The sequence below is a fragment of the Bacteroidetes bacterium SB0662_bin_6 genome, from assembly GCA_009839485.1.
GTDB lineage: Bacteria > Bacteroidota > Rhodothermia > Rhodothermales > VXPQ01 > VXPQ01.
The window spans coordinates 272,104-286,912 of the sequence record VXPQ01000046.1 but is presented as its reverse complement, the minus strand read 5'-3'; the positions used below and the strand labels follow the sequence as shown (position 1 = coordinate 286,912).

Annotated in this window: 13 protein-coding genes; 4 read left to right on the top strand and 9 right to left on the bottom strand. The window is 59.4% G+C overall.

Going from position 1 to position 14,809, the window contains the following annotated elements; all coding sequences use genetic code 11:
- Positions 1-245 precede the first annotated feature (245 nt).
- The 6 genes from F4Y00_09150 to F4Y00_09125 form a co-directional block, all read right to left on the bottom strand.
- Positions 246-647, bottom strand: coding sequence for a biopolymer transporter ExbD (locus F4Y00_09150; GenBank protein ID MYE05120.1), 402 nt, complete (start codon positions 645-647; stop codon positions 246-248).
- A 98-nt stretch (positions 648-745) separates the two neighbouring features.
- The gene (locus tag F4Y00_09145; protein ID MYE05119.1) at positions 746-1,447 is read right to left on the bottom strand and encodes a MotA/TolQ/ExbB proton channel family protein; all 702 of its coding nucleotides are present in this window, start codon (positions 1,445-1,447) and stop codon (positions 746-748) included.
- Positions 1,448-1,567: 120 nt separating this feature from the next.
- On the bottom strand, positions 1,568-2,422 hold the full coding sequence (locus F4Y00_09140) for a hypothetical protein (GenBank protein MYE05118.1): 855 nt from the start codon (positions 2,420-2,422) through the stop codon (positions 1,568-1,570).
- Positions 2,423-2,434: 12 nt separating this feature from the next.
- Positions 2,435-2,662, bottom strand: coding sequence for a hypothetical protein (locus tag F4Y00_09135; protein ID MYE05117.1), 228 nt, complete (start codon positions 2,660-2,662; stop codon positions 2,435-2,437).
- Positions 2,656-4,374 (bottom strand): hypothetical protein, encoded by a 1,719-nt coding sequence (locus tag F4Y00_09130; protein ID MYE05116.1) that lies wholly within the window; start codon positions 4,372-4,374, stop codon positions 2,656-2,658. The genes F4Y00_09135 and F4Y00_09130 overlap by 7 nt, the downstream gene beginning before the upstream one ends.
- A gap of 147 nt (positions 4,375-4,521) precedes the next feature.
- Positions 4,522-7,680 carry a tetratricopeptide repeat protein gene (locus tag F4Y00_09125; GenBank protein ID MYE05115.1) on the bottom strand — a complete coding sequence of 1,053 codons (3,159 nt, stop codon included), beginning with the start codon at positions 7,678-7,680 and terminating at the stop codon, positions 4,522-4,524.
- Between the two features lie 112 nt (positions 7,681-7,792).
- Between F4Y00_09125 and F4Y00_09120 the strand changes: the two genes are divergently transcribed.
- Genes F4Y00_09120 through folB form a run of 4 tightly spaced genes read left to right on the top strand, consistent with a single transcriptional unit; the run spans position 7,793 to position 11,666 of the window.
- Positions 7,793-8,101, top strand: coding sequence for a hypothetical protein (locus F4Y00_09120; GenBank protein MYE05114.1), 309 nt, complete (start codon positions 7,793-7,795; stop codon positions 8,099-8,101).
- Positions 8,101-10,227, top strand: coding sequence for a tetratricopeptide repeat protein (locus F4Y00_09115; protein ID MYE05113.1), 2,127 nt, complete (start codon positions 8,101-8,103; stop codon positions 10,225-10,227). The genes F4Y00_09120 and F4Y00_09115 overlap by 1 nt, the downstream gene beginning before the upstream one ends.
- Positions 10,228-10,261: 34 nt before the next feature.
- On the top strand, positions 10,262-11,257 hold the full coding sequence (locus F4Y00_09110; protein MYE05112.1) for a hypothetical protein: 996 nt from the start codon (positions 10,262-10,264) through the stop codon (positions 11,255-11,257).
- A complete protein-coding gene (gene folB, locus F4Y00_09105) occupies positions 11,226-11,666 on the top strand; it encodes a dihydroneopterin aldolase (GenBank protein ID MYE05111.1) in 441 nt (146 codons plus the stop codon). Before F4Y00_09110 ends, folB begins: the two co-directional genes overlap by 32 nt.
- Positions 11,667-11,674: 8 nt before the next feature.
- Here folB and F4Y00_09100 read toward each other — a convergent pair whose 3' ends face one another.
- From F4Y00_09100 to lnt, 3 genes are read right to left on the bottom strand one after another with little or no spacing between them, the layout of a single operon-like run.
- Positions 11,675-12,412: a type 1 glutamine amidotransferase gene (locus F4Y00_09100; GenBank protein ID MYE05110.1), complete on the bottom strand. Its 738-nt coding sequence runs from the start codon at positions 12,410-12,412 to the stop codon at positions 11,675-11,677.
- Between the two features lie 4 nt (positions 12,413-12,416).
- Positions 12,417-13,022, bottom strand: a complete 606-nt coding sequence (locus F4Y00_09095; protein MYE05109.1) for a septum formation inhibitor Maf — start codon at positions 13,020-13,022, stop codon at positions 12,417-12,419.
- On the bottom strand, positions 13,019-14,605 hold the full coding sequence (gene lnt / locus F4Y00_09090) for an apolipoprotein N-acyltransferase (GenBank protein ID MYE05108.1): 1,587 nt from the start codon (positions 14,603-14,605) through the stop codon (positions 13,019-13,021). Before lnt ends, F4Y00_09095 begins: the two co-directional genes overlap by 4 nt.
- Positions 14,606-14,809 lie beyond the last annotated feature (204 nt).

The window sequence follows — 14,809 nt, the reverse complement described above, 5'->3', positions numbered from 1 at the left end:
CGACGGCAGGGACTCTCCTGTCTGTGCGTCAAGGACCTGTCCGCGTACGATGTGTCCGGGTTGCTGAGCATGCCCGACCCGGACGCTGGACACACCCGCCAGCATGGCGATGAAAATCAGTTTGCGGAGCATGGAGGAGTACGAACTAACGAACAGGTTGAAGACCGGCAAGCGTTGTGTGTTTTTGCGGGGATTGGAGCAAAAAGCATGCCGCGTGCAAGAGTACGACCGCGGAACGGAAAAGATTATGGGCGGCCGCGCTCCGTGGCCATGAGCACGCGCAGATCCAGGGCGCGCGCGAGATTCGCCACCAGTGCGAATTGCGCCACGGTTGCTTCTTCGTCGGCGCGCAGGACCAGAGCGGTTCGATCTCCTTTCGCTTCACGCAGGGCATCTGCCAGTTGCTCCCGCTGAACCGGATTTTGGTTCACGTAATATTGCCCGTCTGCGGTGATGGCCACCGAGACGTATTGGTCGTCCATCGGGGCAGAGGTTTCGGCCTGCGGCAGATTCACCTGAATGCCGAATTGAGGAATGAAATTCGACGTCAGGAGAAAAAAGACGAGCAGGAGCAACACGATATCCGTGAGTCCTGCCAGACTGTACGTCGAAAGCGGTTTGTTATTGCTGGAGAAGTTGAAGTTCATGGTCCCTGAGTATGTCGGACTTGGGGGCGGCCTGTCCCTTTGCAATCAAGGCGCGGAATGCATAGGGCGGTACCGTATTGAGGGTGTGGCCTATCGGCTTATTTTCCCGTCGGCGCCGGTTCCTGCAAGAGGTCGATGAAGTCGGTGGCCGAACGTTCCATGTCGTTTACAAGCCGCCGGATTTTCGACAGGAGAAAGTTGTAGAAGAAAAAGGCGAGGATACCGACCACCAGCCCTGCCGCCGTCGTCAGCAAGGCTTCCCATATGCCGCCTGCGAGTACGCTCGGATTCACGTTGCCTTCGAGGACCTGAATTTCCTGAAAGGCCTGGATCATTCCGGTTACCGTTCCAAGAAAACCGAGCATCGGCGCAATGCCCGCAATGCTTGCAAGAAGTTCGGTGCGTTTTTCCAACTCGAAGGTTTCGTGCTTGCCCTGCGCCTGAACCGCATCCTGAATTTCGGATATAGGCCGTCCCAGCCGCTCCAGCCCGTGGCGAAGAATGCGGGCGACAGGTTTATCGCTGGATTCGCAGTATCCCATGGCGCCCTTGACGTCTCCTTCCTGAACATAGTCGCGTACGCGTTGGGTCAGCGTCTCCGGATCGGTTTTTGCCTTGCGGATCGTGACGAGCCGCTCAACGAACAGGTAGATAGCGACAAAGGAGAGGAGGAAGATCGGAATCATGATCCACCCGCCCAGTATGAGGGTGTCCAGCAGGCTCGTCTGTTCCGGCCCGGCGGCTTGCGACAGATTCGCCAGGGTGTCGGCAGGCAAGGTGACAGATTGGGGTTGCAACAGGGTCGAATTCGTCATCGGGTGTACGGCAAATGGATTCGATGAAAAGGGTAGCGGGGCGAATACGCCGGTTTTGTGCCGGTCGGGTAAAGATAGAACTTCGGTGGTTAATCAGAGCATTCTTTAAATACGAAGAACCCAGGCGTCCTGAGGCAATTCGCTTCCCGCCAGTGCATCGCGTATTCGGGCCGCCTCTTCGAGAAGGTCGAATTGCCCGACGCCTACCCGGTACCGGGGGGTGTCGTCCTGCATATCGGGAAGGATGATTACGCGGAATCCCTGCTCGCGCCAGCTTTGCGCGGCGTTCCGGGCGTCTTCTTCGTTCGTTTCCGAGAAGACGATGATCGTGTAGCCTCCAAGAGTCCGGTCAATATCTTCGTCGCCCCGCAACGGTGCAGGCCGCGCTGCGAGAGTGTCGTTCGGGACGGGAGGGACAAGGACAGGAGAGGTTTCGGACTCGAGGGGCAGTGTATCTCCAGGGGAGCTGAAATCGCCGGGTACGGATTCTTCCGAGGCACTGATGGCAATGTCCGGCCTGGCAGGATCTGCGGTTCGATCAGCCAGCATGAACCAGGCGCCCGCGGCGATTATTCCTACGATAACGATCATGCCGATTCCGGGCAGCACGTGTTCTTGCGAATGTTTTCGCATGCGCCTGCGGCTGGCATGGGGCATGCTTCTGCGCGTCCGACGGCCGCGTAGAGCCCTGCCCGTTTCGCTGACCTGCGCCGGTTGCGTGAGGGTAATGGTGTCCAGGCCGGAAAACGGGGCATTGACGATTTCGGCCAAACCGGGGTCGGGCTCGAAAACGAGCCCTGCGCCGTGATCCTGAAAGATACCGGTTCCCGGGAGGCGGGCTGTTTTGCCTTGTGCCGTTGTTTGAAGAATGCGCTGTACGACCTCCTCTAACAGAGGGCCCACTGCCTTGGGCGAAGACCCGAGGCGCTGTGCGATCTCCTGGGTGAGGTCCAAATCCATCCCCGCGCTCCATTACGCCTGTGGCGTGAATCTGATTTTGTTTCGGGGGGGGATGAATTCCATGCCGCCCTGCTTCGTGCGCACGCGTGTTGCTGCATGGTGTACGATGCAAAAGCTTCCCAGGCCGGGTACCTGTATGTCCTGACGGGCCGCCAGCGTTTCCCTGACGATTTCCGCCAGCGCATCTTTGACCTGATCCCGGACATCGTTCTGAGACATGGAGAAGCTCCGGTTTACCATTGGGTTCGGGCGCCGAGCGATATGGCGAACGGCGTCCGGTCGTAATGCTCCCAGCGCGCGGCGCTTCCGGCAACGATGTTGTCCAGGCGAAGGAGTACCCCGATGCGTTGGGTGATCGGGTACAGGGCGCTGGCGTCTACGTCGAAGTAGCCGTCGAGCTTTTGTATGCCCCCGGCGGTAATGTGCCGTGCACCCTCGTAGTCCAGCGTGGTTTGCAGAAAGCCCCTGCCGTTCCGGAATGACCACGAAAGGCCTCCACGACCCGTAACCGGCCCGAAATAGGGGATGTCCGTGTCGTCTTCCTTCAGTTTGCCGTTCCGGAACGTGATTCCCGCGGCTATGCTCAGTCCCGCCGGAAGGTGGACAGACAGGTCTCCGCCGGCGTAAGCAATGGTTGCCTCGGCATACCGGGCTGCTATCATGCCCTGTGCGTATCCACGGGATTCGCCGATCCTGGCCGCCTCGAAATAGCGAAAATTAGGGGCATTGGCGTAGCCGCCATACACGTCAATCCCGACTACGTTGACCTGCATGCGTCCGCCTATCCGCATGTCGAGGGTATAGACGGTGGGTTGCACGATCGGGCGATCCACGAGAAACGGATTTTCCCGGTACATGGATGCGGTGGAACGATGTTCCGCACGCGCATCGTTGCGTGCGTAGAATTGCAGACCCGGCAACAGCCGGAAATCGAGGTGGATGTCCGGCGCGATCCAGGTAGAGGAAGTCGAATCGCTCTCTGTAAAGGTCAGGAAGCGTATGCCTCCCATGGCTTGAAGCCGCGGGCCGGAGCGGATACGGGTTCCGGCTCCGATATCCAGCATCGAAACGCTGTTTATTTCTTCCGTATCGAACCCGAGTTGCGTATAGCGTACGTCTCCCGCAAGTTCGCTGCCGCTCGTTACAGGAAGCGCCAGTTCGCTTTCCAGTACCCAGACCGATTCGTTGCGGGTAAATGTGTCGCTGTCGGTTTCAGATTCTCGAAGGTTTGCATTCGTTTCCCAGGAATGCGCACCATATCGTGCGCGGGCATGGAAATCCACCCGGGCCGCGGCGTTCGTTTTGATCCATATTGCGCCGCCGCCGCCCTGCCCGGTGCGCAACGGCGTCGTTCGCAAGCCGGATATATGGCGGGCGCCTGGCACGGCGCCATACATACGCCGGGCATGCACAAGACCATCCAGGTCCAGACCGAATGAAACAGGCCCGGTTTTCTGTTGCAGGCCGACAAGGGCTTCGAACGTATTAAAGGATGCCGATATGTTTTCGGGTATATCGGCGGGAGAATGTCCTTCGCTGCCTGCATAATCGACGCGTGCGTGGAATGCCGCATTGCGGGATAACGGCAACTCGGTACGCAGACGGATCAGCCGTCCCAGGTATCGCCCGGCGGCGGCCTCCGCCATCCCGCGGCCAGGTGCGCCGCTGCTCAGGGATGCGATAGGGTCCGGATCCAGGGCAGCCAGCGGGCTGTCCGGAAGATCGGCGCTTTCCTGCTTGTACACTTCTGCATAGGGTCTCCGGTCCGCTGGAACGGAAGCCACGCGTGGCGGCGGGTTGAATCCGATCAGAGGTTGTCTCTGGAGCGATGGCAACGAGATATCCAGCCCCGTCCGGATTTCCACGACCTGCGGGGTAAGATCAGGGAGTACAGGGGCCGGTTCTTCGGTATCCTGTGCATAGACGGGTAAGATGGTGCACAGGCCTATCACCCATGCGAGTAAACGGGCTGTGCATCCGTTCCGTGTGGGGAATACGTTACGGAATGCGCCCGTCCGCGTAACTGCATTCCCATGAACGCAGATTGCCCGGCGGGCGAAATGTGGTCTGTATATGTCGGCGAGGCGCGTACGCATGGGTTAGAGCGCTTCTTTTTCCTGTTCGGCGATTACTGCGTGGGGGGTTCCCCCGAATTCGCTGAGCACGAGATCGTACATACTGGCGGCTTCCCCTATCTCCCCGAGCGCCTGAAAGGCGCGGGCCTGTTCCAGATAGCCGCGAGCGACCCATTCGTTGAATCCGAGGAACAGCACAGGCAGCCGCCCGAATTCCTCCAGGGCCTGTTCGGCCTGTCCCGTTTCTCTCAATAGTACACCGAGACGGTACAGCGCTTCCGCACCTGTCTCATCCCGGCTGTTGCGTGCCACATGCCGGTACAGCGGCTCGGCATCCCCGTAGCGTTCGGTTTCCTGATATACGCGGGCAAGACCAAGATATGCCGGGTACGTTTCCACGGCGTCAGGCGCCGCATCGATGGCATCCTGGAGCAACTGTTCCGCTTCTTCCGACCGACCCAGTTGGAGCAGGGCCATACCCTGACCGTAGCGGGCTTCCGCTACAAGCCGCTGGTCCCCGTCACTGTCGGATTCGAGATACTGAAAAACATCAAGCGCTTCCAGTGTGCGCTCCCCTTGCAGGTAGATGCCGCCAAGCCGACGGGATGCGTCCGGAAAGCGTTCGCTTCCGGAGTATTCCTCGATCACCTGTACGAAATGCGGAATCGCTTCCTCATGCTGGTCGCGTTCTTCGAAAATGATGCCGAGGTAATAGTGGGTCTCCGAAAGCAGGTATTCGTTGCTGCTTTGCTGAATGAAATCAAGTAGTCTGGTGAGGGCTTCGTCCGTTTGTCCGCTTTGCAGGTTGATTTCAGCCAGCCGGAACCGGAGCTCATCGGTGACCGGCGAATCCGGATTTTGCTCGGCAAATTCATCGAGAAATGCTGCCGCCGCTTCTGTGTCGCCCGTGGAAAGCAGGGCGATCTGGATGCCGGCTGCGGCATCGGAAACGTATGTACTGCCGGGATATTCTTCGAGCACCACGCGATAGGCGCCTACGGCTTCTTCGGCGCGCCCGGCATTGAACAGGGCGTCCCCGATTCCGTATTGCGCTTTCGCAGCCAGTGGGTCCCGGGGCCAGGTTCTGAGCAGGGCGTTGTATTCCTCGACGGCCTGGTCATAATCCTGATTTCTGAAGAAGAGATGGCCCAGGCTGTAGCGGGCTTCCTGGGCCCACTGGCTGCCCGGATGAAATTCCAGTAATTCCCGGAATGCGCTTACGGCTTCATAGGCTTCGCCCGCATGGTCGAAGGCTTGCGCAATCTGGTACAGCGCGTAGTCGCCCCCTTGGTCTCCAACAAGCCGGTACGTCCTGATTGCATTTGTGTATTGCTTTAATGCATAGTAGCTATCAGCAAGGCGCAGAAGGACATCGGTATGATAGGAAACAAATCCATCTTCATCGGAAGTGCGGTGCCGGTCCAGGAATACCTGAAACGCTTCCACCGCGTCCCCGTACCGGCTGCGCCGGAAATGTGTCCAGCCGAGCGCATACCAGGCAGCCGTAACGTGTTTTCCTTCAGGGACGTCCCGGATGTACCGCGTAAAGAGTTCTTCTGCGCGGGCCATGTTATCGAGTTGATAGATACTTTCGGCAGCCCAGAACAATGCTTCCTGACCACGCTCCGACCGGGGCGACAACTCATGGATCTCCAGGAATCCATACATTGCTTCCCGATACGATGCGCTGCGGTACGATAGCCAGGCGCGCTGAAAACGTACTTCTTCCCGCAGGCGCTCGGAAGCGGCTCCTGCATTGACGGCCCGGTCGAAATGGCTGAAGGCCTCCTCAAAATTACCCAGTGCGATGGCCGCATTGGCTCGGTAGTACGCTGCTTCTCCGGCAAGGTCGTGCCCCGGCCAGGTCTCCTGCATTACGCCAAAAACGCGATAGGCGTCGTCCCAGCGATGTTGCCGGTAATACAGGACAGCGAGTTCGAAATGGGCATGAGTCGAAAGTTCATGCTCCGGCCATTGCGATAAAAAGCTTTCAAGGAGCGCAATCGCTGCAAGGGGTTCGAGGGCAAGGTCCTGGTTAATGGCTTCGTAGTACGTGGCGCGGGCGGCCAGATCGTCATTGTGGCCGTCTCGCACTTCCGCGAACCGTTCGGCGGCCCACTGGTGTACGCCCTCGAAATAGTAATTCCATCCAAGGCCATAGATCGCACGCCGCTCGTAGGCGCTCCCGGGGTAGCGATCGAGGAAGCGCCGGTAGTGCACGATTGCCTGCTCGCTGTCGCGCAACTGATTGAGGGATTCCGCTTGCAGGAAGAGCGCACGTTCCCGCCCGGCTTCATCCAGTCCGCCGACACGCCTTTCGATTTCCGACAACACCCGATCGTAATCGCCGAGTTCGTAGTACACTTCGGCCAGCGCCAGTCCGATATTCCGTACATGAGGCGATTCCGGATAGCGCGCGGCAAGAAGCTCGAGCGCTTCGGCGGCCTCGTCGTAGCGTTCCAGCCCGATCCGGGTGTATCCGCTTGCGTACAGGGCAACGGGGGCATACTCGGTTTCCCGGTGCTCGTTGGCGGCTCGCTCGAAATACCCGAGGGCTTCCTCGTTCCGGTCAAGATACCGCGCCGAAGCGCCCATGCGGTACAGGGTTTTTGCTGCAATGTCCGGCTTCGGATCGTCGTCGAGCAGGTTCGAGAATACGCCAAGCGCCTGATCATATTCCTCGTTCAGGTAGAAGAAATTACCGAGAGCCAGACGGGATTTTGAAGCGAGGGGATGTCCGGGGTATTCTGTTTCCAGTCGTTCGAAGAGTGCGATCGCTTCGTCGTGAAAGCCGAGAGCCAGATGGGCTTCGGCTTCATAATACAGGGCGTCGATCGCATGGAGATGATCGGGATGACTTCTCCGGAAGTCGGCAAAGGCCTGGATCGCTTCGCGGTACAGACGGGTCGTATAGAGTGCGTGCGCCTCGACAAAAGCGCGCTCTGCCCGTTCCGGGGCAGAACCGGGCGTGTCCTGTCCCGATGCATCTCCCGCAGGCATGGCACACAGGAAAACAAGCGCCGTAACGAGAAGCGTCAGGAGGTAACGCATACAGGTGGAAGCAATATATCGTTTTGCGCTTGCCGCGAAGGAAGCGGCGGGCAATGACAAGGCAATCGAAAACATGGGGAAACGCTGCTGCACCGTACCAACCAACCGCCGAATATGTTGCAGCAAAGCCATGCTTTTTGGATAATATCCGGCCGGGTGTGGAAAAAAAACATTTTTGGCGCGTGTAACCCCGTTGTAACGCACCCTCCCGTAAATTATTGACCGGAACCATCGGCCCTGAACTATGCCTGCTCAAAAATCTTCGAAAAGCAAACCGGACGACAAGACCCCTCCGGTCGATCCACTCAACGGGGAGCCGGCGGATTCCAGCGACGAACCGATGACTCCGGAGGAAAAGGCGCAACTCGAGGATGTGGAACACATGGTTACGGAAGCGTACGAGCAGTTTCTGCGTACGGCCTCTCGCGTTTCGGATTACGCCAACGAAACGTACGGTTCAGTACGCACCTACGCCAAAAAACATCCCGGAACCGCGCTGCTGGTTTCCTTTCTGGCCGGCGTTGTTCTGGGGGCGCTTACGTCGAGGAGATAATGCACGGGCCGCCGATTCGGCCGCACATCGTCTTTGCCCTGCTGGCGGTGCTGGCCGGATGCGCCACCGGCGAAGGGCCGCCTCGGGGAGATGCCTCGTCGCAGGGGGCGTCCGTTGCAGCGTATGCAGGCGACGAAGCATGTGCATCCTGTCACGAGGAATACTACCTGTCCTATCATCGGACCGGGATGGGTCGGTCCATGTCCCGGTTTGACACGGCTTCTGCTCCGGAGATGCTGCCGGGTCCGCCGATCTACCACGAAGCCTCGAATTTCTACTACGAGGCCTTTGTTCATGCGGATACGCTGTTCCAGCGCGAGTACCGCCTTGATGCGGCGGGACAAACGACGTACGAGCGGGTGCATCCCGTCGAGTGGGTGATTGGATCCGGGAATCACACACGCTCGTATCTGGCGAATGTGAACGGGCATTTGACGGAGATGCCCCTTACCTGGTATGTCGAGCGCCGCCGGTGGGATCTGAGCCCTTCCTACGACCAGGAAAACCTGCGTTTCAGCCGGCCTGTCGTGGCGGAATGCATGGCTTGCCACAACGGGTTTTCCGGGCACAGCCGGTTCACGTTCGATCACTATCGGGACGTATCCGACGGGATTACGTGCGAACGCTGCCATGGGCCGGGCAGCACGCATATTAATCTGCGATTGGCCGGGCTTGGACCGGCAGCCGGCAACCCGGATTCCTCCATCGTGCATCCGGCCCGGCTGTCTCGCGGCGATCAACTGTCCGTTTGCCGCCAGTGCCATCTTTCGGGCACTACCGTGTTCAAACCCGGGGAAACGCCTTCCACGTACCGGCCCGGCGCGTCCCTCGATGCCCATCGCAGCATATTCGTTACGGCCGATCAGGTGAATGATCCGGAACGTTTCGGCATTGCGAGCCATGCGCTCCGCCTTGAAAAGAGCGCCTGTTTCCGGGAAAGCGATATGACCTGCACGACGTGCCACGATCCGCATGTTCCGGTCGCTGAGTTGGGAAACAGTCATTTCAATGCGGTATGTGCAGGATGTCATGCTCCGGGAGGGACAGAGGAGCAGGTGGGAGTGTGCGGGCGTGAAAGCGCGCATACCGAAGCAGAAGCCATGACCGGGGACTGTGTGGCGTGCCATCTTCGTTCGAGCGGTGCGAGCGACATTCCGCACGTCACGTTTACGGATCACTGGATACGCCGTGAACTGCCGCCTGCCGTCGCCCCGGAAGATATCGAGCGCGTGTTCGTGCGCCCCGAGCCCTTCCGGCTGGTGCGGGCGACAGCGCCTCCCGGTGAGACAGGGCAAGGGCTTGGATTGCTTGAGGAAGCCGCTGCCTATTTTGCGTTTTACGACCAGATTCACGCCTTGCCGTTGTACCTCGACTCGGTGATCGTCAAGGTGGAAGCCGGCTTCCGGGCCGGGGCCGATCATGCCGAAGCCCGTCTTGCTCTGGGAAGAGCGCTGTTGGAACAGGGGCGGGTGGAGGAATCGGTGGCGGCGCTTTCGGAAGCCGCTTCGGTGTATGAAGAGGATGTCCCCATCCGGTATTGGTTGGGAGTGGCTTTGCTGCGCGCCGATCGCCCGGGCGAGGCGATTGGCGCACTCAGGCGCGCCGTGGAAATGCAGCCGGCCTTTACGGAGGCTCATCTGAAACTTGCGGAAGCGTTTTATGCAGCCGCCCGCTTTGCGGAAGCCGAATCGGCATGGCTGGCGGGACTGGATGAAGACCCGGTGCATCATCCGGCCTCCTGGAACGACCTCGGGTTTCTGTATCTTGAAACAGGACGGTTCGAGGAGGCGGGGCGATTCTTCGACCGGGCGCTTGCGCTGGACCCCGATCTTGTTCCTGCACTGGTCAATGCGGCCGCCATCGAGATGCAGGAGCAGGACTGGGAGGGAGCGCTCCGGTTTTTGAACCGGGCTGTTGAGAAACAGCCGGATTTTACGCCTGCCCTCGGCAATCTTGCCGTTGCATACGGGGAGCTTGGACGTACGGACGAAGCTGTTCGCACCTTGCGTACGCTGCTTCGATACCATCCGGGCGATCTCCGCGCTCAGGCGTTGCTGGATCGATTTCTTGCTTCTGACACAGGCGGTGACGGCTTACAGGACCCGCCGTCCCCGGAAGAGTTATAGGATACTCTGGTTACATGCTCAATATCCGTGTATCATGAAGAGCGGGAAGAAGATGTTTTCCGGTCGGGAGTTCGTGCTCGGGATGGCCTTGTCCATGCTGCTGTGCGCGTGCGCCGGTCCGGACGAATCGGACCTTCCCGACTCCTTCATGCGCCTGTCCGTGGACCAGTCCGAGCCGCATCGTTTCCTGCAATACTATTTTGGCGGGTACGTAGCGCCGCAAGCCGCCGACCCTTTCGAGGCCGGCATGCTCCATGACTTTTCCGGGCGTTTTTATCTCGATCTCGACGTGTTCGCACAGCATCAACCTGCCGTTTTCGATCAGCTCCGCGATGCCGACGGCAACGGCCGCATCGAGTGGGAGGAACTGGAGGTCTTCATCGATCGCTCCTATAATCAGGCGCGCGGGATTCCGCTTTCTCTCCGTGCTTTTGCCGACAGCGCGGGGTTCACTCCCGACTCTGCCTGGATGCAGGTTGCATTACATGGGGTTATGACGACCGCGGAGCGGCGCATTTATGTACGCGAAGAAGCGGTGCGCACCGCACTCCGGGGTGTGGCGGAAGGAGACGGGCGCATCCTGTACCCGGTGGGTACGATCTTTTTCGGGGAGCATTATCTGGACGATGCGCTGACCGAAACCACCGTGATGCGTAAGCGTGCGGACGAATTCTGGGATTTTTTCGTATATGGAAAAGATGGCGCGCTGGCGCGCGGAACGTCCACGCCGCCCCGGGCACTGAAATCCCCGGTGCAGTGTGTAGGATGCCATTTCGGTAACAAGGTGTTCGAACCCGGAAAAAGCTTTCCGGCAATGGCCCCGCCAGGCCCGCATGGGCCGAGGCAGGTGTATGTTCCCGACGAATTCCGGGATGCGGAGGTCGTGCTTCGGTTCGATGAACATCGCCGCCGGGCAGACACGGTATTGGGCTTGTACGGTACCCTTTTCGTGTCGAAACTCAGAGCCCGGCACCGCACCGGGACGCTCGATCCTGCAGATGCGGCCCTGCTTGAGGCGCTTCAGTTTTAATCCTGCAATCATTCCACATAGTCGGCTTATGGCGAACGGAACGGTCAAATTGGTCAATGCAGTGTTCTATGCGCACCACGGAGTGATGCAGGAAGAACATCGTATCGGGGGGCGCTACGAAGTGGATGTCGCCATGACGCTTGATTTCGAAGAGGCGGCCCGAACCGACGAATTGGCCCATACCGTGGACTACGAACACGTGTACCGGTTGGTGCAGGAGATCGTTTTGCGCAACCGGTTCTACCTGATCGAGAAACTGGCCTTTCTCATTGCGCACGAAATTCGCGAGGCGTATTCCGGCCTGGAGTGCATTGAAGTCACGGTGCGCAAACGCAATCCGCCGGTGGGCGGCACCGCCGATTATGCGGAGGCCGTGTACCGCCTTGCCGACCGGAGCGGGCAATCCTGAGCTGTGCTCTATCTCCCGATCACCGTCTCCATCAGGAAATCGTGCAGCAGGTTGTCTACCTCGGTGGTTTCGGCGAGGCCTTCCTGAAGGGCATGGAACGTCTCCTCATCGGCCAGTTCGGGATAATTCCACCGATATCTGTAGAACCGTTCGCGCATTCGGCTTGCATCCAGCTCGCTGTGAAATTGCGTGCCGTAGATCGGCAGGTCGCCCATCCGAAAAGCCTGATTGCCCTGCGTTTCGGAGACGACCAGTTCCACGGCCCCCGGGGGAAGTTCGCTTACCCGGTCGTGATGTCCCATATTTGCAAGAAAACGTTCGGGAAAATTGCCGAACACAGGGTCCTGCTTTCCCGCTTCGGTCAGCATCATGGGGCCGCATCCGATTTCCGCGAGGGCGGAGTCGTGAATGACGCGCCCCCCCAGGGCCCCGGCGATGATCTGATGCCCCCAGCATGATCCGAAGGCGGGCATGCCGCGGTCGGCAATCCGGCGGATCAGGTCGGTAAGGGCCGGCATCCAGGGATAGGACATGGTTGCCGAATATTCCCCGGCGCCCCCGATCATGACCGCATCCGCATGGTTCAGTATATCTGCGTCGAGCGGATCGCTCTGAACCTTCACGGCAGTGATCTGATCGGCGCGCACACGACAGTGCTCGCGGAAGCATTCCTGCTCCTGCGTACGGATATCTTCCGTGTTGCGGGCCTGAATGAGAAGGATGCGCAGATCGGCTAATTCGGGCATGGGGTTATGCTCCGTAATTTCCTGCAAGCAAGTCGGGGAAGTGCTCATTGAGAATCCGATAGAATCGATGAAGGGGCAATCCGACGACATTGTAGTAGTCTCCGGCGATACGCCGCACGAAAAATGGCCCGTAGTTGTCCTGAATGCCATAGGCGCCGGCCTTGTCGAGGGGCGACCCCGATGCCACATAGTCCGTTACTTCGGCAGCACTTAAGGTATGAAATGTTACGTCCGTGCGCTCGGAAGTGTGTACGGTCCGGTTCGACGGAGGATGCAGGAGAGCGATTCCCGTGTATACGGAATGCGTGGCTCCACTGAGTCGCCTGAGCATCCGTTCGGCCTCGGCGGGACTGTCCGGTTTGCCCAGCATATCTCCTGATAGTACGACCACCGTATCGGCTCCCAGGGTAAGCGCATCGGGATACTGTGCCGCCACATGACGCGCTTTTCGGAGCGCAAGGACCTGAACCATGTCTTCGGGGGCCATTCCAGGCTCGACCTGTTCGTTGGCGTGGCTTGGACACACCTCGAAGCGTATGCCCATATTCCGGAGCAGCCGCTGGCGGCGCTCCGAGGCCGAAGCCAACACAAAAGGGGCATGCAAGGTCATCTGCGGGGGCGTACGAATGCCATGAACGACAGTATGAGGGCGATAACGCCTGCTCCGGGAGAAACGATGTCTCCCCAACGCATATAAGGCGTCGGGCTTGTCACCGGTGCTATGCGTACGATGGCGACACGCCGTTCCATCCAACCAATATGCGTCTCGATTGCTCCATCCGGCCGTATGGATGCGGTACTGCCGGATACGGAGGTCTGTACAAATGGGCGTCCCGTTTCAATGGCCCGAAGCCGGTTGAATGCCAGGTGCTGGCGGTACCCGAACGAATTTTTCCACCAGCCGTCCTGTGTAATTGCAATCAGGAATTGCGCTCCGCCCCTTGCGTACTCTCGAGCCGTGTCGTCGAAGAGGGTTTCGAAACAAATCATCACGCCGAACGGAATTTCATCGAGATCCATACGCGCGGGGGATGTTCCGGGCACGTAACCGGCCACGCCGCCGGCAGGAATCGCAAGGCGCCGCATCAGAGGCCACCTGTTCTCGAAAGGAACGCCTTCGGCAAAGGGTACAAGTCGGCGTTTCCGGTACACTGCATCCGGTTGGCCGGGTCGTACGTATCGGGCGGCATTGAACCAGGGTCTTGCGGCATGGTCGCGGTTTCCGTCCGGCGCTTCGTCGATCGCTCCTGTCAGGAGCGGTATACCATGGGTTTCCACGTGGCGGAGGACCAGCCTCCGAAGCGGTTCATTACCGGGCGGGAGCGCTGTTTCAGGCCATATCGCAAGGTCGATGGCGGTCGGGTCCAATGTATCGTACATCGCCAGTAGCGTGCGCACCGCTTGCGGATCGTCGAAATCCGCCCATGTTTCGGCGGAAATGCCCGGTTGTATCAGCGCGATGGTGAGGGGCGGGCCGGTTTCTCGGGGCACGTCGGGAGGAAGGAATGCGGCGATCAGACCTGCACAGACCACAACTCCCGGCACGAGCACCGGGATCTTGCTGCGCAAAAAGCGAAGCCCCGGATTGCTTCCCTCATGATTTTTCCGGATCGATCTTTTTATGGACAGGAGGATCGTAGCGCCGAGGACATTTGCGGCAAGCACGAACGCGGTCAGAAGCGGCACGCCACCCAAGCGAGCCAGCCGGTTGAGGGGGAAAAATTCGGCCTGCGAATGACCGAGGAGCGCCCAGGGGAGGGCAAGAGGCCCTCGTCGCAGACTCCATTCCATGAGGATGAAAAGCGCGGCCAGCAGCGCAAGCGCGGCATGGTTTCCGAGGCGTTTCCGGCACGCAGACGATATTCCGAACGGCACGGCCATCCACAGGGGGATCGCAACCAGCGCCGGAAGGGACAGAAGGGCCGTATTCAGGTTTTGGTGGAAGAGCGGCCACTGAAACGCAACAAGAAACGTAACCAGAAAGGCAATGCATGCATCCGTATACATTTTCCGCGCCGAGGGTTGCTCCGCCCACAGGATCAGCAGCGGAACGAGCGCTCCCCATGCCAGCACGGGAAAGGGAAACGGCGGAAAGCCAAGGCCCAGGAGTACGCCTGTCGATGCGGCAAGCGCATTCCGGCGAAAGCGGGAAGGCGGGGAGTCGGATACCTTGGCGAGAGACGCCCGGCGCATCGGGAACTGTCGATTTTACGAGAGGGGGAAGGCCTTGCGTTTGCAGGGCGCGGTTCGATTGTCAGGCAGCCGTACATCCGGATGACCACTGTGGATAAGATAGGATATTATGCAGGACACCGTGTGGTGCGGGATATGCGCAGCGCCGCTCTTCGCGCCGTATATTCTCCCCTGCGCTGTACTTTCCCGGATTAAATCTATTAG

Coding starts and splice junctions, on each gene's coding strand:
- F4Y00_09140 (MYE05118.1), bottom strand. CDS start 2,422: ATGGATTTGGACCTCACCCAGGAGATCGCACAGCGCCTCGGGTCTTCG.
- lnt (MYE05108.1), bottom strand. CDS start 14,605: ATGCGCCGGGCGTCTCTCGCCAAGGTATCCGACTCCCCGCCTTCCCGC.
- folB (MYE05111.1), top strand. CDS start 11,226: ATGCGGCCCTGCTTGAGGCGCTTCAGTTTTAATCCTGCAATCATTCCA.
- F4Y00_09135 (MYE05117.1), bottom strand. CDS start 2,662: ATGGTAAACCGGAGCTTCTCCATGTCTCAGAACGATGTCCGGGATCAG.
- F4Y00_09110 (MYE05112.1), top strand. CDS start 10,262: ATGAAGAGCGGGAAGAAGATGTTTTCCGGTCGGGAGTTCGTGCTCGGG.
- F4Y00_09115 (MYE05113.1), top strand. CDS start 8,101: ATGCACGGGCCGCCGATTCGGCCGCACATCGTCTTTGCCCTGCTGGCG.
- F4Y00_09120 (MYE05114.1), top strand. CDS start 7,793: ATGCCTGCTCAAAAATCTTCGAAAAGCAAACCGGACGACAAGACCCCT.
- F4Y00_09095 (MYE05109.1), bottom strand. CDS start 13,022: ATGACCTTGCATGCCCCTTTTGTGTTGGCTTCGGCCTCGGAGCGCCGC.
- F4Y00_09125 (MYE05115.1), bottom strand. CDS start 7,680: ATGGCTTTGCTGCAACATATTCGGCGGTTGGTTGGTACGGTGCAGCAG.
- F4Y00_09150 (MYE05120.1), bottom strand. CDS start 647: ATGAACTTCAACTTCTCCAGCAATAACAAACCGCTTTCGACGTACAGT.
- F4Y00_09100 (MYE05110.1), bottom strand. CDS start 12,412: ATGCCCGAATTAGCCGATCTGCGCATCCTTCTCATTCAGGCCCGCAAC.